The following is a 22,023-nucleotide window of genomic DNA, read 5'->3' on the forward strand; positions in this document are numbered from 1 at the left end:
GATCAATCTGCCTTGATTTTTCGGATGATAAAATAAGTTTTAGTCGATAGCTAGCCAAAGGGGAGTGCAATAACAATATTTGGTGATTTTAATCACAAAAAAAGGGTGTTTAATTTGCGATACGAATTAATTTTTCACACACTCAGAAGGTTGGTGAATCTTCGCCATGCTTTCAAGGTTTGTTAAACAATAATAAAACTGCTTTGAACGAGCCTTAACGGGGTCTCATAGGGGGAATTGACGTGAGTATTCTAGGTTATATGCAAAAGGTTGGCCGTGCGCTGATGGTGCCGGTAGCCACGCTACCAGCCGCAGCCATATTAATGGGTGTTGGTTACTGGATTGACCCGGTTAGCTGGGGTGGTGATAGCGCATTAGCTGCGTTGTTCATCAAATCTGGTGCTGCAATTATTGATAACATGGGTGTGCTGTTTGCCATTGGTGTGGCTTACGGTATGTCTAAAGATAAAGATGGTGCTGCTGCACTAACCGGCTTTGTCGGTTTCCTGGTTTTGACAACGCTCTGCTCTCCAGCCGCTGTTTCCATGATCAAACATATTCCGTTAGATCAGGTGCCGTTTGCGTTCTCTAAAATCCAAAACCAATTTGTCGGTATTCTGGTCGGGATTATTTCCGCCGAGTTGTACAACCGCTTTAGCAGCGTTGAGCTGCCGAAAGCATTGTCCTTCTTCAGCGGACGTCGCCTGGTGCCGATCATCACTTCCTTTGTGATGATCGCGGTTGCCTTCATCATGATGTTTATCTGGCCGGTCGTGTTTAGTGGCCTGGTGAACTTCGGTGAGCACATCCAGAAAATGGGTTCTATCGGCGCAGGTGTGTATGCGTTCTTTAACCGTTTACTGATTCCAGTTGGTCTGCACCACGCCCTGAACTCCGTGTTCTGGTTCGATGTTGCCGGTATCAACGACATTCCTAAGTTCCTTGGCGGTGCTAAATCTATCGCTGAAGGTACGGGTATTGTTGGTATTACTGGTCGTTACCAGGCTGGTTTCTTCCCAATCATGATGTTCGGTCTTCCAGGTGCTGCGCTGGCAATTTACCACTGCGCACGTCCTGAAAATAAAGCCAAAGTATTGGGTATCATGATGGCAGGTGCGTTTGCTGCCTTCTTTACTGGTATCACTGAACCGTTGGAATTCTCCTTCATGTTCGTGGCTCCAGTTCTGTATCTGATTCACGCAGTGCTGACCGGTATTTCCGTATTCATCGCAGCAAGCATGCATTGGATTGCAGGTTTCGGCTTCAGTGCGGGTCTGGTGGATATGGTGCTTTCTTCCCGTAACCCACTGGCAACTCACTGGTACATGCTGATTCCGCAAGGCCTTGTGTTCTTCGTGATTTACTACGTTGTGTTCCGCTTTACTATCAACAAATTCAATCTGTTGACTCCAGGTCGTGAACTGGCTGTTGCAGGTGATGAAGCTGATGGTCAGGACGTGAATGTCAGCACCAACACCAATCAGGATGTTTCAGAGCTGGCTCGTCAGTACATTGCGGCTGTAGGTGGTTCTGCAAACCTGACAGGTATCGACGCGTGTATCACTCGTCTGCGCCTGAACGTGAAAGACTCTTCACTGGTGAACGAATCTCTGGCTAAACGCCTGGGTGCCACCGGTGTTATCCGTCTGAACAAAACCAGCGTGCAAATCATCGTCGGCTTTGTGGCTGAGAAAATTGCTAACGCAATGAAAACAGTAGGCGATGTTGCTGCTGCTCCGGCTGCCGCTTCAGCGACCGCTGCGCCAGTCGCTGCTGCAAAACCACAGGCAGTTCCAAACGCTGTCACTATCGCGGCACTGGTTTCACCAGTAACGGGTGATGTGGTAGCGCTGGAGCAGGTTCCTGATGAAGCTTTCGCCAGCAAAGCGGTAGGTGATGGTGTTGCTGTTAAGCCAACTGAGAAAACAGTTGTCGCGCCAGCTGCCGGTACTATCGTAAAAATCTTTAATACCAACCATGCGTTCTGTCTGGAAACCGAAAAGGGTGCTGAGATCGTTGTCCATATGGGCATTGATACCGTCGCGCTGAACGGACAAGGCTTTACTCGCCTGGTAGAAGAGGGTGCTGAAGTGGTTGCTGGCCAGCCGATTCTGGAAATGGATCTTGATTTCCTGAACGCCAATGCTCGCTCCATGATTAGCCCAGTTGTTTGCAGCAATATCGACGACTACAGCGGTCTGGTTATCCAGGCGCAAGGTTCCGTCGTTGCAGGCCAAACGCCTCTGTATGAAATTAAAGGCAAATAATCGCTCCTGAGTTATGTACCCAAAATAATGCGAGTTGCATCGCGGCGGCAAGAGAACGAGTCCCGATGAGCTTAGTGTACTAAGTGATTCGGGTGAGTGAACATAACCAACAAAGATGCAACTTGAAGTATGAAGGGTAAGATTGTGCCTTTAGCGGCTGGGGAGTCTTTTCTCCAGCCGCTTTTTTATGGCTTCCGCCGACCCTTCCCAATCCCCTTATTTATTCAACAAAAGGTTGTTTCCGACGCTTGCTTATAAGATCATGGGCGGATAACTAAAGTTTTTGCACAGAGGAACCCGCGATGAGTGAGGCCGAAGCCCGCCCAACTAACTTTATTCGCCAGATTATTGATGAAGATTTGGCCAATGGTAAGCACACCAGCATTTGCACCCGTTTCCCGCCAGAGCCAAACGGCTATCTGCACATCGGCCATGCAAAATCCATCTGCCTGAATTTTGGTATCGCGCAAGATTATCAAGGCCAGTGCAACCTGCGTTTCGATGACACCAACCCGGTAAAAGAAGACATCGAATACGTTGATTCCATTAAGCACGATGTTGAATGGCTCGGTTTCCAGTGGTCCGGCAACATCCGTTATTCCTCTGATTATTTCGACCAGCTGTTTAACTACGCGGTTGAGCTTATCAATAAAGGTCTGGCGTATGTCGATGAACTGACTCCGGAACAAATCCGTGAATATCGCGGCTCATTGACCTCTCCTGGCAAAAACAGCCCATATCGCGACCGCACCGTTGAAGAAAACCTCGCGCTGTTTGAGAAAATGCGTAACGGTGAGTTTGCTGAAGGGACTGCGTGCCTGCGTGCGAAAATCGACATGGCTTCGCCGTTTATCGTCATGCGCGATCCGGTTATTTACCGTATCAAGTTTGCCGACCACCACCAGACCGGCAGCAAGTGGTGCATCTACCCGATGTACGACTTCACCCACTGCATTTCCGATGCGCTGGAAGGCATTACGCACTCCCTGTGTACGCTGGAATTCCAGGACAACCGTCGCCTGTACGACTGGGTGCTGGATAACATCACTATTCCTGCGCACCCGCGTCAGTACGAGTTCTCACGCCTGAATCTCGAATACTCCATCATGTCCAAGCGCAAGCTGAACCTGCTGGTGACTGAGAAGGTTGTAGAGGGTTGGGATGACCCACGTATGCCGACCATCTCTGGTCTGCGTCGTCGTGGTTACACTGCCGCTTCTATTCGTGAATTCTGTAAGCGCATTGGTGTGACCAAGCAAGACAACACCGTTGAAATGGCTGCCCTGGAATCTTGTATCCGTGACGACCTGAACGAGAACGCGCCGCGTGCGATGGCGGTTCTGGATCCGGTAAAAGTTATCATTGAAAACTTCCCGCAGGGCGAAGTTGAAATGGTCACGATGCCTAACCATCCTAACAAACCAGAGATGGGTAGCCGTCAGGTGCCGTTTAGCCGTGAAATCTACATCGACCGCGCTGACTTCCGTGAAGAAGCCAACAAACAGTACAAGCGTCTGGTGCTGGGCAAAGAAGTTCGTCTGCGTAATGCATATGTGATTAAAGCCGATCGTGTTGAGAAAGATGAAGCAGGGAACATCACCGTGCTGCATTGCTCCTACGATCCGGACACATTAAGCAAAGACCCTGCTGATGGACGTAAAGTGAAAGGTGTAATTCATTGGGTCAGTGCTGAACATGCATTGCCGGTTGAAATCCGTCTTTACGACCGTTTGTTCAGCGTGGCGAACCCTGGGGCTGCTGAAGATTTCTTGGCCACAATTAACCCGGAATCTCTGGTCATCAAGCAAGGTTTTGTCGAGCCAAGCCTGAAAAATGCCGAAATCAGCAAAGCGTATCAGTTCGAGCGCGAAGGTTATTTCTGCCTGGATAGCCGTTATACAACAGCTGAAAAACTGGTGTTTAACCGTACCGTCGGGCTGCGTGATACCTGGGCCAAAATGGGAGAATAACCCTAAGGTTACATGGTCAATGTATGACAAAAACGCCGCAAATCGCGGCGTTTTTTTTTCGCTTTAGAATCATCTGGTTAAACATTTCTTCACATTCGCGTTGCGAATTAATGTTATTTACACTCCTCACTGCAAATTTTTCACGGTCAATATCGGAACATTAATAATTCTTTGTTTAATTATGTGAGCGCTCTCATGTAGAGTTTTGTATGTTAATAATTTCAATTATCCAGATAAAACTCTTGAGTCGTCATTTGTTACAAATACTCATAAATTATGTGCTCTCTGTCATAATATCGGAATGAACTCTTACAAAGTCGTTGATAATTCGCGTCGCGAAAAATAGTCTTAAGGAAGCAGTAATGCGGGCAAATATTCATAACCGCTTTAGCCGTTAGGCATTTTTACTTTTTTCGCTACATGACGTCTTTTAACGTCCAGCGATTATTTATTCGTCAAAGAGGAATTTTCTATGCGTACGTTTAGTGGCAAACGTAGTGCGCTGGCGCTTGCAATCGCAGGTGTTACGGCTCTTTCAGGATTAGTGGTCATCCCTCAGGCAACGGCAGCAGGTTTTATTGATGATTCAACGCTGACCGGCGGCGTTTATTACTGGCAGCGTGAGCGTGACCGTAAAGACGTCACAACGGGTAAATACGAAACTAACCTTGCGCACTCCACATGGAACGCAAACCTGGACTTCCAGTCAGGTTATGCCGCAGACATGTTTGGTCTGGACGTTGCGGCCTTTACTGCTATCGAAATGGCAGAAAACGCTAACAGCGGTCACCCAAACGAAATCGCATTCTCCTCTTCTAACAAAGCTTATGACGAAGATTATTCCGGCGATAAGAGCGGCATCAGCCTCTATAAAGCAGCGGCTAAATTCAAATACGGCCCGGTATGGGCGCGTGGTGGTTACATTCAGCCAACCGGTCAAACTCTGTTAGCACCACACTGGAGCTTCATGCCAGGCACTTACCAGGGCGCAGAAGCTGGTGCAAACTTTGACTATGGCGATTCTGGTGCGTTGAGCTTCTCCTACATGTGGACCAACGAGTATAAAGCTCCGTGGCACCTGGAAATGGACAAGTTCTATCAGAACGATAAGAACACCAAAGTTGAATACTTACATTCACTTGGCGCGAAATATGACTTCAAAAATAACCTGATTCTTGAGGCCGCATTTGGCCAGGCTGAAGGTTATGTTGATCAGTATTTCACTAAGGCGAGCTACAAATTTGATATCGCGGGCAGCCCGTTAACCACCAGCTACCAGTTCTACGGCACGCGTGACAAAGTTTCTGACGGTAGTGTGAACGATCTGTACGACGGCACCGCATGGTTGCAGGCATTGACTCTCGGATACAGAGTCGGCCAGGTTGATTTGCGCCTTGAAGGAACCATGGTTAAGGCTGATGGCCAACAGGGCTACTTCCTACAGCGTATGACGCCAACCTACGCCTCTTCCAACGGTCGTCTTGATGTGTGGTGGGATAACCGCTCTGACTTCAACGCCAACGGTGAAAAAGCGGTATTTGCAGGCGCGATGTATGACCTGAGCAACTGGAATCTTGCGGGTTGGGCGGTGGGCGCCTCTTATGTTTACGCATGGGATGCTAAACCAAGCTCCAAACCAACCACAGACGGTTACTACGATGCGGATAACCGCCTGAAAGAATCTGCGTACAGCCTTGATGCGTTGTATACCGTTCAGGATGGCCGTGCGAAAGGCACTCTGTTCAAACTGCACTTCACTCAGTACGACAACCATTCCGACATCCCAAGCTGGGGCGGTGGTTACGGCAACATCTTCCAGGATGAGCGTGACGTGAAATTCATTGTTATCGCACCGTTCACCATCTTCTGATTCGAATCCGGGCGTGAAAACGCCCGGTTTTCTTAAGGATATCAAGCATGAAAAAAATCGTTCTGACAGTGGTGATGGCGTTAGGTTTGAGTGCGTGTGCGCAGCAACAACCTAAAACGGCTCCGGAAGATACGAAACTAAAACAAGCGTATAGCGCCTGTATTAACACCGCAGAAGGTAATCCGGATAAAATTCAGGCCTGCCAAAGCGTGTTGAATGTACTGGCTCAGGAAAAAGAGCATCAGGATTTCGCGAAGAAAGAAACGGTTCGTACCCTGGATTACCAGAACTGTATTCAGGCGACCCGCACGGGTAATGATCAGGCGGTAAAAGCTAAATGCGATAAAATCTGGCAAGAGATTCGCGCTAACAACAAATAATGGTAGTGCGTAAGCCATAAAAAAACCGGTGAGTGTCCTCACCGGTTTTTTATGCATGGCTCCTGAATCAGAAGCCAGAATATACGGATTACCTTTCGCTGATTTCGTGTGCGTTTTCATCAGTACGGCAATCACCTTCAGCGCAGTGACCGTAAAGGTACAGGCTGTGGTTAGTCAGACGAATGCCATGACGTGTTGCGATTTCGCGCTGGCGGGCTTCGATAGAATCATCACTGAATTCAATAACCTTGCCGCAATCCAGACAGATCAGATGGTCATGGTGATGCTGCTGCGTCAGTTCGAATACGGATTTGCCGCCTTCGAAATTATGACGAGTTACAATGCCTGCATCATCAAACTGGTTGAGTACACGATAAACGGTGGCGAGACCAATCTCTTCACCCATATCAATCAGACGTTTATAGAGGTCTTCCGCACTGACGTGGTGGTTCACCGGCCCCTGCAACACTTCAAGGATTTTTAATCGCGGAAGCGTGACTTTCAAGCCGGCTTTCTTTAATGCGGTATTATTGTCAGTCATGCGGAAATTGTCCTGTTGCTTAACGATTCGCTCGGACTCAGGGTGAGCGTTAAGATGAATGCGTCTCATTATAGAACTGCCACTTCTAAATGGGAACCGCAAGTATTATGCATAATCAAGCTAAAAAATGGCGGCTGAGTCGCGATTTGTTTGCCTTGCTAGCTTTTTGATCAGGAGGTCATTGTACAGGGACAAACTGAAAAGTTAAAAATTTGTAGCAATTATTTTAATCGATAATATCTATCAATGTGACGCAACCCGTTTAAAGCTGCGTCACATCCAGAATCAGGCGTTGATGATATCAGCCAGGTTCAGCTCGTCAGAAACTTGCTTGACCCATTTCTGAACGCGTTCAGCCGTCAGTTCTGGTTGACGATCTTCATCGATAGCCAGACCGACAAAGTGATCGTCGTCAGCCAGGCCTTTAGAGGCTTCGAAATGGTAGCCCGCAGTTGGCCAGTGACCGACGATAGCTGCGCCGCGTGGCTCAATGATGTCGCGGATAGTGCCTAACGCGTCACAGAAGTATTCTGCGTAATCTTCCTGGTCGCCACAGCCGAACAGAGCAACCAGTTTGCCATTGAAATCAACTTCTTCCAGCGTCGGGAAGAAATCATCCCAGTCGCATTGTGCTTCACCGTAATACCACGTTGGGATGCCGAGAAGCAGAATATCGAAGCCTTCCAGGTCTTCTTTGCTGCTCTTAGCAATGTCATGCACCTCAGCAACTTCTTTACCGAGCTGTTTTTGAATCATTTTCGCGATATTTTCGGTGTTACCAGTGTCGCTGCCGAAAAAAATGCCTACGATTGCCATGAGTAAAATAACCTCTTGATACTTAATGGTATGGTGGCTGCTATTTGGCCACAGATAGGGCAATCATAGCAGAACACTTCGTGGTGCGGAAACTGCTATCGCCCCGGTGTGCACAGACTGCAACATTGCATACCAGGACATAGAACTAAAACTAACTGAGATGCTGCTTCAGTTGTGCGAGTAGTATCTCTTCAATCAGCTCACTACGGCTGATATTGCGCGCTTCAGCCAGTTGGTTGAGAGCATCTACCGCATCGTTATTGAGCTTTAGCTCCACTCGCTTCAGGCCGCGTACTTTATCGCGCTTGAGTTGATTGCGTTTGTTGATACGCAATTGCTCATCACGCGTTAGCGGATTTGTTTTTGGTCGCCCCGGGCGACGCTCGTCCGCGAACAGATCTAATGTAGTACGGTCCGTTTGTTCTTTTGCCATGATTAGACTACTGACAGGGAATTCAGGTGGCACTGAGCGGGGTGCTCTGGCGCAATTTAGCGCGCAATCATACATCAGCATGGCTTGCGCGCCAACGCGTTAGCCGCAACTTGCGGCCAGTCGGTTTGTTTTTAATCAGTTTGCAGCGGATTCATCAATATAACGATGAATTGCGCGCAAAACAGCATCAGGTTTTTCGGCGTGAACCCAATGACCAGCACCGGCAACCACATGCGCACGGGCCTGTGGGAACTGCGAAAGCAGCTGTTCGCGGTGAGATTCGTCAACATAAGGAGATGCACCCCCGCGAATAAACAGCGCCGGTTCGTTCCAGGCAGGGATGTTTTTCCATCCGACAATATTCTCATATTGCTCCCACAGCACCGGCACATTGAATTTCCATTCGCCATCGGCAAAGGATTTCAGCAAAAACTGAATCACGCCCTCTTCATCAAGATGCTCGCGCATAATGACGGCGGCTTGCTGGCGAGTTTTAACGTCTGCCTCGGTAACTGCATTAATCGCTGCAAAAATCTCATCGTGGCGACGCACTTGATAATCCACCGGGGCGATATCAATCAGCACTAATTTATCAACACGTTCCGGGGCGATGGCGGTTAACGCCATTGCCACTTTCCCGCCCATAGAATGGCCGATAATAATGGCTTTCTTAATGCCATATTCATCAAGCGTTTCAACCACATCCTGCGCCATCGCAGAGTAGTTCATTTCTTCGCTACGCGGCGATAACCCATGATTGCGCAGATCAATCTGCAGTAACGAATGATCCTGCCCAAGGTCACGGGCCAGCACGCCGAGGTTATCAAGGCTACCAAAAAGACCGTGAATAAGGACGATGGGAGAATTACTAGTCAATTGTTGCGCAGTTTGCAGGCGAGCATTCAATTTCATGGCAAAGTTCTTTTTTTTTACTTCGTGAGGTTAGGGTATCATAACGGCATTCTGCCGCACTGCCGCAAATTTCCAGTTTAGTCTGACTTTGTGGGGTGACAAAAGCTTGGCGCTACCCGAGGTTGGGATTTGTCCTTATAATCCCAACAACTTGTATTCAGAAAAGATATCGCACTGGATTAAGATGAAAACAATTGAAGTTGATGACGAGCTCTATCGCTACATTGCCAGCCACACGCAGCACATTGGTGAAAGCGCGTCCGATATTTTACGGCGCATGTTGAAATTTACCGCCGGTCAAACTCCTGCTACACCTGCATCTACCGGCCAGACGGCGGCAACTGCTGCACCTGCCCCGGAAGCCAAACCCGTAAACAAAGCACGCGATCGTGTTCGTGCGGTGCGTGAATTGCTGCTGTCTGATGAATATGCGGAGCAAAAGAAAGCCGTTAACCGTTTCATGATGGTGCTTTCGACTCTGTATACCTTAGATGCTCATGCTTTTGGTGAAGCGACCGAGTCGCTGCACGGTCGCACTCGTGTCTACTTTGCAGGCAACGAGCAAACGCTGCTGCAAAACGGCAACCAGACCAAACCTAAGCATGTCCCAGGTACGCCATACTGGGTTATCACCAATACCAATACAGGCCGTAAATGCAGCATGATCGAACACATCATGCAATCAATGCAATTCCCGGCGGAATTGATTGAAAAGGTTTGCGGCACAATTTAACACCTCGCGTCAGAAGGAAAGGCCAATGGCTAACCACCCTCGTGCAGGACAACCGGCACAACAGAGCGATTTGATTAACGTAGCCCAACTGACGGCCCAGTATTACGTGCTGAAGCCTGAAGTGGGGAATAGCGAACACGCGGTGAAGTTCGGAACTTCCGGCCACCGTGGTAGTGCGGCACGTCATAGTTTCAATGAACCTCACATTCTGGCGATTGCTCAGGCGATTGCTGAAGATCGTGCAAAAAATGGCATTACCGGGCCGTGCTACGTTGGCAAAGATACCCACGCGTTATCTGAACCTGCGTTTATCTCCGTGCTCGAAGTGTTGGCTGCAAACGGTGTGGATGTCATTGTGCAACAGGCAAATGGCTACACGCCAACGCCTGCCATCTCGCACGCTATTCTGACGCATAACAAAAACGGTGGCGCACTGGCCGATGGTATTGTCATCACGCCTTCGCACAACCCGCCGGAAGATGGTGGTATCAAATACAATCCGCCAAATGGTGGTCCGGCTGATACCAATGTCACCAAAGTGGTTGAAGATCGCGCCAACGCATTGTTGGCCGCGGGTCTGAAAGATGTAAAACGTATCTCTCTGGATAAAGCCTGGGCAAGCGGTCACGTACAAGAACAAGATCTGGTGCAGCCGTTTATTGAAGGGCTGGTGGACATCGTTGATATGGCCGCCATCCAGAAATCGGGTCTGAAATTGGGTGTTGATCCGCTCGGCGGCTCCGGTATCGAATACTGGCAGCGCATCGCGAAACACTACAATCTGGATCTGACGATTGTTAACGATCATGTCGATCAAACCTTCCGCTTTATGCATCTGGATAAAGATGGCGCTATCCGCATGGATTGCTCCTCCGAATGCGCAATGGCGGGTTTGCTGGCGCTGCGTGACAAATTCGATCTGGCATTTGCTAACGACCCGGATTACGACCGCCACGGTATCGTCACGCCTGCTGGTCTGATGAATCCGAACCATTATCTTGCAGTTGCGATTAACTACCTGTTCCAGCATCGCCCACAGTGGGGCAAAGACGTTGCAGTCGGTAAAACGCTGGTTTCTTCAGCAATGATTGACCGCGTGGTCAACGATTTAGGCCGTAAACTGGTAGAAGTACCGGTTGGTTTCAAATGGTTTGTTGATGGTTTGTTTGATGGCAGCTTCGGTTTTGGCGGCGAAGAGAGCGCCGGGGCATCATTCCTGCGTTTCGACGGCACTCCGTGGTCTACCGACAAAGACGGCATCATCATGTGCTTGCTGGCGGCCGAAATCACTGCCGTTACCGGCAAAAATCCGCAGCAGCATTATGACGAACTGGCAGCCCGTTTCGGCGCGCCTAGCTACAACCGTCTGCAAGCTTCTGCCACTTCTGCGCAGAAAGCGGCGTTGTCTAAACTCTCCCCAGAAATGGTGAGCGCCAGCACCCTGGCAGGCGACCCGATTACCGCACGCTTAACGGCAGCTCCGGGTAACGGCGCATCCATTGGCGGTTTGAAAGTGATGACCGACAACGGCTGGTTTGCAGCCCGTCCGTCTGGTACTGAAGATGCCTACAAAATCTATTGCGAAAGTTTCTTAGGCGCGGAACACCGCCTGCAAATTGAGAAAGAAGCGGTAGAGATTGTCAGTGAAGTGCTGAAAAACGCGAAGTAATTCGTAGAACTGAAAAAGGCGCCGAAAGGCGCCTTTTTTGTTTGTAGAATCTACAACATAAACCGATAACCAATCCCCGTTTCCGTCAACAAATGCGCCGGGCGCGCCGGATCGCTTTCCAGCTTCTGGCGCAAATGTCCCATATAAATGCGCAAATAGTGACTGTGTTCCACGGCATTTGGCCCCCAAACCTGGTTGAGCAGCTGGCGCTGTGTCAGCACTTTTCCATGGTTATTGAGCAGGGTAGCAAGCAGGCGAAATTCAATAGGTGTGAGGTGGATTTCGGTGCCATCGCGGGTAATGCGACGGTTGGCGAGATCAACGCTGATATTTGAAAACTGATAAACCGGATCGGGCTGCGCAAGGCTTGCATGGCGACGTAAGACGACACGCAGTCGCGCTTGCAGTTCGCCAATCCCAAACGGTTTGCTGAGATAGTCATCAGCTCCGGCATCCAGCGCGTCAATCTTCACTTGCTCATCGCTACGCGCGGAAAGCACCACAATCGGCGTCTGGCTCCACTGGCGGAAATCACGGATAAAATCAATGCCGTCGCCATCGGGTAAACCGAGGTCGAGAATCACCAAATCCGGTTTGCGAGTGGCGGCTTCAAGCAAGCCGCGTTGCAGCGTCTCGGCTTCGTGGACGCGTAACGACTCGGCCTCCAGCGCGGTACGCAAGAAACGGCGAATCTCTTTTTCGTCTTCAACTATCAGAACGGATATCACAGCGTCTCATTCATCTCAGCAAGTTCGGGCGGCGGGGGAAGGGGTAAAATAACATGAAAACTGGCTCCGCCTTCCACCCGATTAGCCGCAATAATTTTTCCGTCGTGGACTTCAACAATCGCCTGGCAAATTGCCAGCCCTAAACCTACGCCTGGGATTGCCGACTCTTTGTTACCCCTGGAGAATTTATCAAAAATCTTTTGTTCCTGGCCAACAGGAATACCTGGCCCGCTGTCCCAGACTTCAACGTCCAGCTTATCAGCCAGAGCTTGCGCGCGAATGCCAATTTTGGCCTGGTAGCCTGCGTATTTTGCCGCATTCTCAAGCAGGTTTATCAGCACCCGTTCAAAGAGCGGGCCATCAACATGAATCAATAGCAGAGGTTCAGGCAAGTCCAAATCAATATGTCGCCCGCCCAGTCCAGGCTCCAGCATTTTTAACGCGCTGCCGACCACCTCTTCCAGCGTTAACCACTCTTTGCGCAGATTAAATCCACCGGACTGAATCCGCGCCATATCCAGCAAATTGTTGACCAGGCGCGTGGTATTGAGCACATGCTGGCGAATATCGTTGGCTTGCGGTGCATGTTTAGAGCCTTCAGATGCCAGATCCAGAGTCAGAATTTCCGCCTGCCCAAACAACACTGTCAGAGGTGTACGCAAATCGTGCGAAAGGGCGGCGAGCAGCGAGTTACGAATTTGCTCGCGTTCGCTCGAAAGCCGGGCTTGTTCTTCACTTGCGGTCAGCAAAAATCTTTCCAGCGCCGTCGCCGTCAGCAGGGTGAAAGTTTCCAGCAGCCGCTGCTGCTCAGGAATCATCAACTGGCGTAAATTATTGGGTTCGACGATAAGCAAGCCGAGTGTTTTTTCCGGCGTTTTCAGCGGCAGAATTTGATACGGCACGCCGGGTAAAGTATCGGTCCCAGCACCTGCGGGCTGGCCTTTATCAAAGCTCCAGCGGGCAATGGCTTCGTCCCAGTTTTGCGGTTCACTCTGCCCATTAGCACGCACTAACACGCCGTTCTCATCCGGCAGTAATAGTTGGGCGCGGGCGTGAAAACTATTTTTGATAAACAGCTCGCTGGTCGCGGCTATATCTTGCGGCGTACGTTCTGCGGCGAGGGCTTTAGACATCTCATAAAGATGGCGTGTGCGCTGCTCGCGATAACGAGCGATGCGCGCCTGATAGCGCACGCCCGCCGTGAGATTCCCGATAACCAAGCCAACGGTCAGCATAACGGCGAACGTTAACAGGTACTGGATATCAGAAACCGCTAGTGTGCCGTGAGGAGCAATAAAGAATAAATCGAAACTCAGTACGCTAATGACGGTGGCAAGAACCGAAGGCCAGCGACCATAAAACAGCGCCACAATCACCACACCCAGCAAATAAAGCATCACCAGGTTAGCGGCATCGAAACCCATCAGCCATTGATTCGCGATAAACGTCGTTACCGCGCAAAGGGCGACGGCGACGCCACAGCCGCGCAATTGCGCACGCCATTTTTCGCTAAAGCTGCGAGTGTCCTGGGCGGAAGGAGAGACGGCAGAGGGTTTATCGTCAAGGGCGACAATCACCAGATCAAGGTCTGGCGCACGGCGGGCTAAACGATCGGCAAAGGATTCCCGGCTCCAGAAGCGTCGAGTAGTGCGTCTACCGATAATAATCTTGCCGAGATTATGCTCGCGCGCGTAACGCAAAATCGCTTTATCTTCTGCCGGATCGGCAAGCGTGGTGGTTTCAGCCCCCAACTCTTGAGCGAGGCGAAGCGAGGCCAAAATAGCGCGACGTTGATGTTCAGGTAACCGATGAAGCTGCGGGGTTTCGACGTAAACGGCGTGCCAGACGCTGCCTAGTTTTGCCGCCAGGCGCGCGGCGGTGCGCACCAGTTTTTCATTGCCGGAACTGTGGCCGATACACAGCAAAATGGCATCTCGCGTGTGCCAGACTTTTTCCTCGCCCTGGTTATCACGCCAGGCACGCATTTGATCATCAACGCGGTCGGCGGTGCGGCGCAGGGCCAGTTCGCGTAAGGCAATCAAATTCCCCTTACGGAAGAAGTGCTCGATGGCGCGTTCGGCCTGGCCTGAAATATACACTTTCCCTTCGTGCAGGCGCTGGCGTAAATCATCAGGCGGCAAATCGACCAGCACGATTTCATCGGCGGCGTCAAAAATCGGGTCGGGTACCGTTTCGCGCACCTGAATTCCCGTCACGCCACCAACAATATCGTTCAGGCTTTCAAGATGCTGAACGTTGACGGTGGTAAACACATCAATCCCGGCGTCGAGCAACTCTTCCACATCTTGCCAGCGTTTAGGGTGGCGCGAACCGGGCGCATTGCTGTGCGCCAATTCGTCCATCAGGATCAGCGCCGGGTTACGTGCCAGCGCCGCGTCGAGATCAAACTCCTGAACCCAGCGCCCACGATGGTGTATCCGCTTTGCAGGCAGAATATTCAGCCCGTTCAGCAGCGCGGCAGTTTCCTGGCGGCCGTGAGTTTCTACCACGCCAATCAGGATATTTAGCCCTTGTCCTCGCAACCGCTGCGCTTCCTGAAGCATGGCGTAAGTTTTCCCTACGCCTGCACACGCGCCGAAGAAAATCTTTAACTTGCCGCGCGATGGGCGGTTGACCTGCTCCAGCAATTTATCTGGATTAGGGCGCAGCGGTTCCTGAGACATATCAAATCCTTTTTGGTGGATGACGCTGGCGCTTGCTCGCGACCGGGTAGGTCGTACAGCAGCGTCATCCGGCAGTTTTCTCTTATGGTGCCTGGAGAGCATCCAGCGCCAGGTTAACCAACAACACATTCACCACTGGTTTACCGATAAAACCAACCAGCGGGTGAGTGGTATTTTCTGCTACCAGGCGTGCCACTTGTTGAACGGGCAAATTGCGCGCATTAGCGATACGAGGAATTTGCCAGGCTGCGGCTTCTGGTGAAATTTGCCCGTCCAGACCACTGGCCGACGCAGTAACCAGCTCAACGGGAACCGCCGGGTTGGCTTGCGGATTTGCCTGTCTTAATGCCGCGACACGTTCGGTAATTTGTTTATCTAATTCTGGATTGCTTCCTGCCAAATTACTGCCGCCAGAGGCCATTGGATTATAAGGTGTTTCTGCGGTTGCAGAAGGGCGACCTTGCAAATACTTAGCCTCGGTGAAGTTTTGCCCAATCAGCCTGGAGCCGCGTACTTCGTTGGCCTGAATAATCAACGAACCATTGGCCTGCTCATGGAACCACCACTGGCCTAAAAGTGTGGTCAAAAGCGGGTAAAGTCCGCCTGTAATCAGGGTCAGCAAAATCAGTAACAGTATAGCGGGACGTAAAATAGTCATTTGTTTTTCCTCTTAAACCAGGCCACACACGGTCAGCACCAGGTCGATAGCTTTGATGCCAATAAACGGCACAATTAAGCCGCCGAGCCCGTAAATCCACAGATTGCGGCGCAACATGGCAGCGGCACTTAGCGGTTTGTAGCTCACGCCACGTAATGCCAGTGGAATCAAAAAGATGATGATCAGGGCGTTGAAAATCACCGCGCTTAAAATCGCCGAAGTCGGGGAGTGCAGGTGCATCACGTTCAGCGCATTCAACTGCGGGTAAGTCGCGGCAAACGCGGCGGGAATGATCGCGAAATACTTCGCTACATCGTTGGCGATACTGAATGTGGTCAGCGAGCCACGGGTCATCAGCATCTGTTTGCCGATATGCACCACTTCAATCAATTTGGTCGGGTTGGAGTCCAGGTCCACCATGTTGCCGGCTTCTTTCGCCGCCTGGGTGCCGGAATTCATCGCCACCGCCACGTCTGCCTGCGCCAGCGCCGGGGCATCGTTGGTGCCGTCGCCGGTCATCGCCACTAAACGGCCTTCCGCCTGATACTGGCGAATTAGTGCCAGTTTGGCTTCCGGTGTCGCTTCCGCGAGAAAATCATCGACACCCGCTTCGGCGGCAATCGCAGCTGCGGTCAGACGGTTATCACCGGTAATCATCACGGTTTTAATCCCCATCTGGCGTAACTGCGCAAAGCGCTCTTTAATGCCACCTTTAACAATATCTTTCAGGGCAATCACACCGAGTACGTTGGCACCTTCCGCGACAACCAGCGGCGTGCCACCAGTGCGCGCAACACCTTCGACGAGAGTATCCACCTGCGGCGGGAAATGACCACCGTTGGCCTCAACGTGGCGACGAATAGCATCGACAGAACCTTTGCGAATCATGCGGTCCTGAATATCAATGCCGCTCATCCGGGTCTGCGCGGTGAATGGTACAAAGGTGGCATGCAGGTTTTGTACATCACGTTCGCGCAGGTTAAAGCGCTGTTTTGCCAGCACCACAATGCTGCGGCCTTCAGGTGTTTCATCGGCAAGCGACGAAAGCTGCGCCGCATCGGCCAATGTTTTTTCATCAATACCGGGAGCCGGAAGGAAATCTGAAGCCTGGCGGTTGCCAAGCGTAATGGTGCCGGTTTTATCCAGCAGCAAAACATCTACGTCGCCAGCCGCTTCTACGGCACGCCCGCTGGTGGCAATCACGTTTGCACCCAACATACGGCTCATACCCGCCACGCCAATGGCTGAAAGCAGCCCGCCGATAGTGGTCGGAATCAGGCAAACCAGCAGGGCAATCAGCACCGTGACGCTCACCGCCACGCCGCCATATTGCGAGAATGGCCAAAGCGTTGCCGTTGCCAGTAAGAAGACGATGGTGAGTGCGACCAGTAAAATCGTCAGCGCGATTTCGTTCGGCGTTTTACGGCGCTGGGCGCTTTCCACCATCGCTATCATGCGGTCGAGGAAGGTTTCACCAGGGTTCACACTGCACTGAATCACCAGCCAGTCGGAAAGAATGCGCGTCCCGCCAGTCACGGAGGCAAAGTCACCGCCTGACTCACGAATCACCGGCGCGGACTCACCGGTAATCGCGCTTTCATCCACCGATGCGCCGCCTTCCAGCACCTCGCCATCACACGGGATAATATCGCCCGCTTCAACCAGCACGATATCGCCTTTGCGTAAATCTGCGGCAGGCACATGGTCTATCTGCGCGTCATGATGCGGGGCGCGTAACTTACGAGCAAAACTGGTTTTCTTCACCCCTTTCAGGCTATTAGCTTGAGCCTTGCTACGGCCTTCAGCCAGCGCTTCGGCGAAGTTTGCGAACAGCACCGTAAACCAAAGCCATACGCTAATGGCGGCGGTGAATGGCGCATCGCCGGGAAGTTTTCCACTGAACATGGCAATCGCCAGAGCGGTAGTCATCACGCTCCCCACCCAAACAATAAACATCACCGGGTTGCGCCATTGCACTTGTGGTGTGAGCTTTTTAACGGAATCTATCAGCGCCTGACGAATCAGCGATGGTTCAAATAGCGCCTGTTGCTTGCGACTCATGGAAGCCTCTTAATCACAAATTCACAAAGGAAAGGTGTTCCGCAACCGGGCCTAAAGCGAGGGCGGGAATAAAGGTCAGCGCACCGACTAACAGCACCGTGCCAATCAGCAAGCCGATAAACAGCGGGCCGTGGGTGGGTAAGGTGCCGATGCCTGCCGCCTGCGACTTTTTAGTGACAAGCGAACCCGCAATAGCCAGCACCGGGATAATCACCGCAAAGCGGCCAAACCACATGCACACCGCCAGCAGCACGTTCCAGAAAGGGGTATTGGCGCTTAGACCGGCAAACGCGCTGCCGTTGTTATTGGCCGCAGAAGAGACGGCATACAACACTTCGCTAAAGCCATGAATGCCGGGGTTGAGCATTCCCGCGCGACCCGCGTCCGTCATCATCGCAAGTGCGGTGCCGAGCAGCACTAAAGTAGGCGTAACCAAAATCGCCATGGCGGTCATTTTCATCTCGGCAACATCAATTTTTTTACCGAGATATTCAGGCGTGCGGCCAATCATCAACCCGGCGATAAACACCGTCAGTAAGACGAACAGCAACATGCCGTACAGACCGGAGCCAACGCCGCCGAACACTACTTCGCCAATTTGCATCAGCCACATTGGGATCATGCCGCCAAGTGCCGTGAAGGAATCATGCATCGCGTTAACGGCACCACAGGAAGCAGCGGTGGTAATCACAGAAAACAGGCTACTGACCAATATCCCGAAGCGGCTTTCTTTGCCCTCCATGTTGATATTGCTGTCCGCGCCGAGCAGCGTGAAATGCGTATTCCCGCTAGTTTCGGCCCACATCACCACCACTACGCAAATCACAAAAATTACCGCCATCGCCCATAAAATGGCGCGTCCCTGGCGTTTGTCGCTGACGGCTTCGCCAAAGGCAAAACACAGCGCGGTGGGGATCAGGAAGATCGCCAGCATCTGTACAAAGTTGGTCAGGGCGGTTGGGTTCTCGAACGGGTGCGAAGAGTTGGCATTAAAGAACCCGCCGCCGTTGGTGCCGAGCATTTTGATAGCCTCTTGCGAAGCGACCGGGCCCATCGGCAACACGTGCTGCACGCCTTCAAGTGAGGTGAACGGCTGATACGCCGCGATGTTTTGCAATGTGCCCTGGCTGATAAAGAACAGCGCAATCAGCAGTGAAATCGGCAGCAAAACGTAAAGCGTGATGCGAGTCAAATCGACCCAGGCGTTACCGAGCGTGTGAGTGCTTTGACGGGAAAATGCGCGGATCAGCGCAAATACCACGGCAATACCGGTGGCCGCGGATAAGAAGTTTTGCACCGTCAAACCGACCATCTGGCTGAAATAGCTCAGCGTGGTTTCACCGCTGTAGGACTGCCAGTTAGTGTTGGAGACAAAACTGACGGCGGTGTTTAACGCCAGATGCCAGGAAAGCCCAGGCAATTGCTGCGGGTTAAGCGGCAAACTCCCTTGCGTTAGCAAAATGACGAACAGCAGCGCCAGACCAAAAACGTTAAAGGCAAGGATCGCCGCCAGATACCGCTTCCAACTCATCTCCTGGCTGGCGTCGGCTCCCAGTAGTTTTATGAGCAGCGAGTCCATTTTCCCCAGAACAGGCAACGGCTCGCCATTAATGAAGCGCGTCAGTACGTTACCCAGTGGTTTTGCCAGGGCAAAAAGCACCAACAGGAAACTGGCAATCAGTAAAAATGCGGAAGCGGCCATCAGAACGCCTCCGCATTGATCAGGGCATAAATTAAATATCCCAACAGCATAAAGACCAGCACCACACCGGCTATCAGACCTGCACTCACAATCCACCTCGGTAGTTATAAGGAATTGGAATCAGTGTGAAAGTTTCAGTGCAAAGATGTCGTAAAAGTCGCAGGGCAGGGTGTAAAAAAAGTATAAAAATGGCGAAAGCCATTAATTAACTAATGGTTAGTATTTATTTAACCTTTTTGTAACTTAATTACAGCCGGGATTGTAAATTAGTGGCAAAAAGTGACTTTAAGTGGTCGGAGGAGTAGTAAACTTTCAGGCAATGCGATACTATTTTAGCCAGATGACAAGTTCTATTTTCCCGGTGTTTGCTACCGGTCACAATTTAAGGGAGGCATTATGAGCTTATACAAAGACTATCCACTGCATCAGGTCTTCCTGCGTCGCACTTTCGTGGTTCTGGCAGGTGTCCTGGCGTTGCCAGTGATGCTGTTCTGGAAAGATCGTTCCCGCTTTTACAGCTACCTGCATCGCGTATGGTCAAAAACCAGTGAAAAACCAGTCTGGATGGCGCAAGCCGAAGCCGCATCCGGTGATTTTTACTGAGTTTGCCGAAATGAGAAGAAACCGCCACTTGTTGGCGGTTTTTTTATGGCTGAAGATAAGTTGGATTCGGCATCGGCATTACACATCCATGTTTAGCGAATCATGAATCAATGAGCGAAAAGCATTAGCATTGTCTATAGTTAGCGGACGAGCATTTTTTAAACACGGAGAACAGTAATGCAACCGTATGAATCTCGTCTTGATGATGATTTAACTTTGCTGAGTGAAACGTTAGAAGAAGTGCTGCGTTCCTCAGGTGATCCGGCAGACCAAAAGTACATTGAGTTGAAAGAACGAGCCGAACAGGCGCTCAGTGAGGTCAAAGCGCGGGTGAGTAGTGCTTCTGATAATTACTACTATCGTGCAAAAAAAGCTGTTTATCGCGCTGATGATTATGTCCATGAAAAACCATGGCAAGGAGTGGGTGTGGGGGCGGCGGCAGGCCTGATACTAGGGCTTTTATTAGCCAGGCGCTAGATACCCTTCGCCCTTCAAGCTGCAGGGGCGTTGGCTGCTTTTGCAGCAACCTGGGTATAATAATTGCGTCGAGTGCCAGCAGAAAAATCTTACCCATTGGGTGGGATTTTTTTTTGCCGCCATGACCACGTATAATCAGGGGTTTTCAGGGAAGGTGAGGTAAACGTGAATTCAGTTGTCGTCGCGCTGCAACAGTTACAGCTTGCATTGAACGCAGAATTTGCGGATGCGCCGGGCTTAGAACAACTTTCCGTTGCTATAAGTCTGAGTGATGCCTCGGATGCTCTCGCGTGGTTGACCAGCCAACGCCTGTATCCCCAATTTTACTGGCAACAGCGCAATGGTGATGATGAAATTGCGGCACTTGGCGCGTTGCGAAACTTCGAAACCTTAGATGCTGCCAGCGCATTTCTCAACGATTATGCTGACCAGCCCACACTTCGTATCACTGGCGTAAATGCGTTTTCGCCCACGACAAGCTGTTTATTCCTCCCACGTCTTGAGTGGCGACGCATTGGTGGCAGTGCTTATCTTTATCTTCATTTGTATAGTGAAACTTCCTTACAAGATGATGCACGTGAGGCGCGACACTTCCTCGAACAACTGTTGCCTGCCAAACTGCTGCCTTCGCAGCGTTTAAACTGCGTGGGCGAACAACACATTCCGACTCAGCCCGAATGGCATCAGCTTATCGAGCGAGCGACGACGGCGATAGAACAGCACGAACTCGATAAAGTGGTGCTGGCGAGAGTCACCGATTTGCAATTTACCTCGGCAGTTTCTGCGGCGGGTTTTATGGCGGCGAGTCGGCGGGTAAACCTGAACTGCTATCATTTTCTGATGGTATTTGATGCCAGCCATGCGTTCCTCGGCTCAAGCCCGGAGCGGCTTTGGCGGCGAATCGATTGCGCATTACGTACCGAAGCATTAGCGGGCACCGTCTCTAACCATCCGGATGAACATCGCGCCTGGTCGCTCGGGCAATGGCTGTTAAAAGACGATAAAAATCAGCGTGAAAACATGCTGGTTGTGGAAGATATTTGCCAGCGCCTGCAAAAATCCGTGGGCGCGATTGATGTTCTCCCCCCGCAAATTGTGCGGCTGCGAAAGGTGCAGCATTTGCGTCGCTGCATCTGGACGGAACTTGCGAAGCCTGACGATGCGCAATGCCTGGCTTTGTTGCAACCCACCGCCGCCGTTGCAGGTTTGCCTCGGGATGTGGCGCATCAATTCATTACCCAATACGAACCGTTTGAACGTGAATGGTATGCAGGATCCGCCGGGTATATATCGCAACGTCAGGCGGAATTCTGTGTCGCCTTACGCTCGGCAAAAGTCACCAATAACATGGTGCGATTATACGCCGGAGCGGGCATTGTCGCGGGTTCAGACGCGGCGGAAGAATGGCAGGAAATAGAAAATAAAGCGGCTGGATTACGAACACTACTGACGAAAACAACGTTCTAAATGCTATTACCGACCCACATCAAAATATTCATCTCAACAATAATTATAATGA

19 protein-coding genes are annotated in these 22,023 nt (G+C 51.1%); 9 read left to right on the plus strand and 10 right to left on the minus strand.

Annotated elements, in window-relative coordinates:
* Positions 1-242: 242 nt before the first annotated feature.
* The 4 genes from nagE to chiQ all read left to right on the plus strand — a co-directional run bounded on the left by nagE (position 243) and on the right by chiQ (position 6,487).
* The gene (nagE, locus tag GBAG_RS05400) at positions 243-2,267 is read left to right on the plus strand and encodes an N-acetylglucosamine-specific PTS transporter subunit IIBC (RefSeq protein ID WP_034494037.1); all 2,025 of its coding nucleotides are present in this window, start codon (positions 243-245) and stop codon (positions 2,265-2,267) included.
* A gap of 302 nt (positions 2,268-2,569) precedes the next feature.
* The gene (gene glnS, locus GBAG_RS05405; RefSeq protein ID WP_034494038.1) at positions 2,570-4,237 is read left to right on the plus strand and encodes a glutamine--tRNA ligase; all 1,668 of its coding nucleotides are present in this window, start codon (positions 2,570-2,572) and stop codon (positions 4,235-4,237) included.
* A 472-nt stretch (positions 4,238-4,709) separates the two neighbouring features.
* A complete protein-coding gene (chiP, locus tag GBAG_RS05410; RefSeq protein WP_034494039.1) occupies positions 4,710-6,107 on the plus strand; it encodes a chitoporin ChiP in 1,398 nt (465 codons plus the stop codon).
* A 47-nt stretch (positions 6,108-6,154) separates the two neighbouring features.
* A complete protein-coding gene (gene chiQ / locus GBAG_RS05415) occupies positions 6,155-6,487 on the plus strand; it encodes a ChiQ/YbfN family lipoprotein (RefSeq protein ID WP_034494040.1) in 333 nt (110 codons plus the stop codon).
* Positions 6,488-6,575: 88 nt separating this feature from the next.
* Here chiQ and fur read toward each other — a convergent pair whose 3' ends face one another.
* The 4 genes from fur to ybfF form a co-directional block, all read right to left on the minus strand.
* The gene (fur, locus tag GBAG_RS05420) at positions 6,576-7,028 is read right to left on the minus strand and encodes a ferric iron uptake transcriptional regulator (protein ID WP_034494041.1); all 453 of its coding nucleotides are present in this window, start codon (positions 7,026-7,028) and stop codon (positions 6,576-6,578) included.
* Positions 7,029-7,313: 285 nt separating this feature from the next.
* Entirely contained in the window at positions 7,314-7,844 is a 531-nt protein-coding gene (gene fldA, locus GBAG_RS05425) for a flavodoxin FldA (RefSeq protein ID WP_034494043.1), read from the minus strand.
* Positions 7,845-7,995: 151 nt separating this feature from the next.
* Positions 7,996-8,277 carry a LexA regulated protein gene (gene ybfE, locus GBAG_RS05430; protein ID WP_034494044.1) on the minus strand — a complete coding sequence of 94 codons (282 nt, stop codon included), beginning with the start codon at positions 8,275-8,277 and terminating at the stop codon, positions 7,996-7,998.
* Positions 8,278-8,412: 135 nt separating this feature from the next.
* Entirely contained in the window at positions 8,413-9,189 is a 777-nt protein-coding gene (gene ybfF, locus GBAG_RS05435; protein ID WP_034494046.1) for an esterase, read from the minus strand.
* Between the two features lie 184 nt (positions 9,190-9,373).
* On the opposite strand from ybfF, the gene seqA reads away from it, so the two are divergent.
* Positions 9,374-9,922 carry a replication initiation negative regulator SeqA gene (gene seqA / locus GBAG_RS05440; RefSeq protein WP_034494048.1) on the plus strand — a complete coding sequence of 183 codons (549 nt, stop codon included), beginning with the start codon at positions 9,374-9,376 and terminating at the stop codon, positions 9,920-9,922.
* Between the two features lie 25 nt (positions 9,923-9,947).
* Positions 9,948-11,591 carry a phosphoglucomutase (alpha-D-glucose-1,6-bisphosphate-dependent) gene (gene pgm, locus GBAG_RS05445; RefSeq protein WP_034494049.1) on the plus strand — a complete coding sequence of 548 codons (1,644 nt, stop codon included), beginning with the start codon at positions 9,948-9,950 and terminating at the stop codon, positions 11,589-11,591.
* A gap of 50 nt (positions 11,592-11,641) precedes the next feature.
* Here the strand turns inward: pgm and kdpE are convergent, their stop codons facing one another.
* The 6 genes from kdpE to kdpF form a co-directional block, all read right to left on the minus strand.
* Complete coding sequence (kdpE, locus tag GBAG_RS05450; RefSeq protein WP_034494051.1) at positions 11,642-12,319, minus strand: two-component system response regulator KdpE; 678 nt, start codon at positions 12,317-12,319, stop codon at positions 11,642-11,644.
* Positions 12,316-15,003, minus strand: coding sequence for a two-component system sensor histidine kinase KdpD (gene kdpD, locus GBAG_RS05455; RefSeq protein ID WP_034494053.1), 2,688 nt, complete (start codon positions 15,001-15,003; stop codon positions 12,316-12,318). Before kdpD ends, kdpE begins: the two co-directional genes overlap by 4 nt.
* A gap of 82 nt (positions 15,004-15,085) precedes the next feature.
* Complete coding sequence (gene kdpC / locus GBAG_RS05460) at positions 15,086-15,661, minus strand: potassium-transporting ATPase subunit KdpC (protein ID WP_034494054.1); 576 nt, start codon at positions 15,659-15,661, stop codon at positions 15,086-15,088.
* A 12-nt stretch (positions 15,662-15,673) separates the two neighbouring features.
* Positions 15,674-17,722, minus strand: coding sequence for a potassium-transporting ATPase subunit KdpB (kdpB, locus tag GBAG_RS05465; protein ID WP_034494055.1), 2,049 nt, complete (start codon positions 17,720-17,722; stop codon positions 15,674-15,676).
* A gap of 13 nt (positions 17,723-17,735) precedes the next feature.
* Positions 17,736-19,424: a potassium-transporting ATPase subunit KdpA gene (gene kdpA, locus GBAG_RS05470; protein ID WP_034494056.1), complete on the minus strand. Its 1,689-nt coding sequence runs from the start codon at positions 19,422-19,424 to the stop codon at positions 17,736-17,738.
* Complete coding sequence (gene kdpF, locus GBAG_RS22485) at positions 19,424-19,513, minus strand: K(+)-transporting ATPase subunit F (protein WP_081908377.1); 90 nt, start codon at positions 19,511-19,513, stop codon at positions 19,424-19,426. Before kdpF ends, kdpA begins: the two co-directional genes overlap by 1 nt.
* Before the next feature lie 307 nt (positions 19,514-19,820).
* On the opposite strand from kdpF, the gene GBAG_RS05480 reads away from it, so the two are divergent.
* The 3 genes from GBAG_RS05480 to menF all read left to right on the plus strand — a co-directional run bounded on the left by GBAG_RS05480 (position 19,821) and on the right by menF (position 21,971).
* Positions 19,821-20,027 (plus strand): YbfA family protein, encoded by a 207-nt coding sequence (locus GBAG_RS05480; protein WP_034494057.1) that lies wholly within the window; start codon positions 19,821-19,823, stop codon positions 20,025-20,027.
* Between the two features lie 177 nt (positions 20,028-20,204).
* Positions 20,205-20,504: a stress response protein ElaB gene (gene elaB, locus GBAG_RS05485; RefSeq protein ID WP_034494058.1), complete on the plus strand. Its 300-nt coding sequence runs from the start codon at positions 20,205-20,207 to the stop codon at positions 20,502-20,504.
* A 165-nt stretch (positions 20,505-20,669) separates the two neighbouring features.
* The gene (menF, locus tag GBAG_RS05490; protein ID WP_034494059.1) at positions 20,670-21,971 is read left to right on the plus strand and encodes an isochorismate synthase MenF; all 1,302 of its coding nucleotides are present in this window, start codon (positions 20,670-20,672) and stop codon (positions 21,969-21,971) included.
* Positions 21,972-22,023: the final 52 nt, after the last annotated feature.

The organism is Buttiauxella agrestis ATCC 33320 (assembly GCF_000735355.1).
Taxonomy (GTDB): domain Bacteria; phylum Pseudomonadota; class Gammaproteobacteria; order Enterobacterales; family Enterobacteriaceae; genus Buttiauxella; species Buttiauxella agrestis.

What these genes read in the sequence shown, in the direction of transcription:
- glnS (WP_034494038.1), top strand. Translation starts at nt 2,570, where the DNA reads ATGAGTGAGGCCGAAGCCCGCCCAACTAACTTTATTCGCCAGATTATT.
- chiP (WP_034494039.1), top strand. Translation starts at nt 4,710, where the DNA reads ATGCGTACGTTTAGTGGCAAACGTAGTGCGCTGGCGCTTGCAATCGCA.
- chiQ (WP_034494040.1), top strand. Translation starts at nt 6,155, where the DNA reads ATGAAAAAAATCGTTCTGACAGTGGTGATGGCGTTAGGTTTGAGTGCG.
- fur (WP_034494041.1), bottom strand. Translation starts at nt 7,028, where the DNA reads ATGACTGACAATAATACCGCATTAAAGAAAGCCGGCTTGAAAGTCACG.
- fldA (WP_034494043.1), bottom strand. Translation starts at nt 7,844, where the DNA reads ATGGCAATCGTAGGCATTTTTTTCGGCAGCGACACTGGTAACACCGAA.
- ybfE (WP_034494044.1), bottom strand. Translation starts at nt 8,277, where the DNA reads ATGGCAAAAGAACAAACGGACCGTACTACATTAGATCTGTTCGCGGAC.
- ybfF (WP_034494046.1), bottom strand. Translation starts at nt 9,189, where the DNA reads ATGAAATTGAATGCTCGCCTGCAAACTGCGCAACAATTGACTAGTAAT.
- seqA (WP_034494048.1), top strand. Translation starts at nt 9,374, where the DNA reads ATGAAAACAATTGAAGTTGATGACGAGCTCTATCGCTACATTGCCAGC.
- pgm (WP_034494049.1), top strand. Translation starts at nt 9,948, where the DNA reads ATGGCTAACCACCCTCGTGCAGGACAACCGGCACAACAGAGCGATTTG.
- kdpD (WP_034494053.1), bottom strand. Translation starts at nt 15,003, where the DNA reads ATGTCTCAGGAACCGCTGCGCCCTAATCCAGATAAATTGCTGGAGCAG.
- kdpC (WP_034494054.1), bottom strand. Translation starts at nt 15,661, where the DNA reads ATGACTATTTTACGTCCCGCTATACTGTTACTGATTTTGCTGACCCTG.
- kdpB (WP_034494055.1), bottom strand. Translation starts at nt 17,722, where the DNA reads ATGAGTCGCAAGCAACAGGCGCTATTTGAACCATCGCTGATTCGTCAG.
- kdpA (WP_034494056.1), bottom strand. Translation starts at nt 19,424, where the DNA reads ATGGCCGCTTCCGCATTTTTACTGATTGCCAGTTTCCTGTTGGTGCTT.
- GBAG_RS05480 (WP_034494057.1), top strand. Translation starts at nt 19,821, where the DNA reads ATGAGCTTATACAAAGACTATCCACTGCATCAGGTCTTCCTGCGTCGC.
- elaB (WP_034494058.1), top strand. Translation starts at nt 20,205, where the DNA reads ATGCAACCGTATGAATCTCGTCTTGATGATGATTTAACTTTGCTGAGT.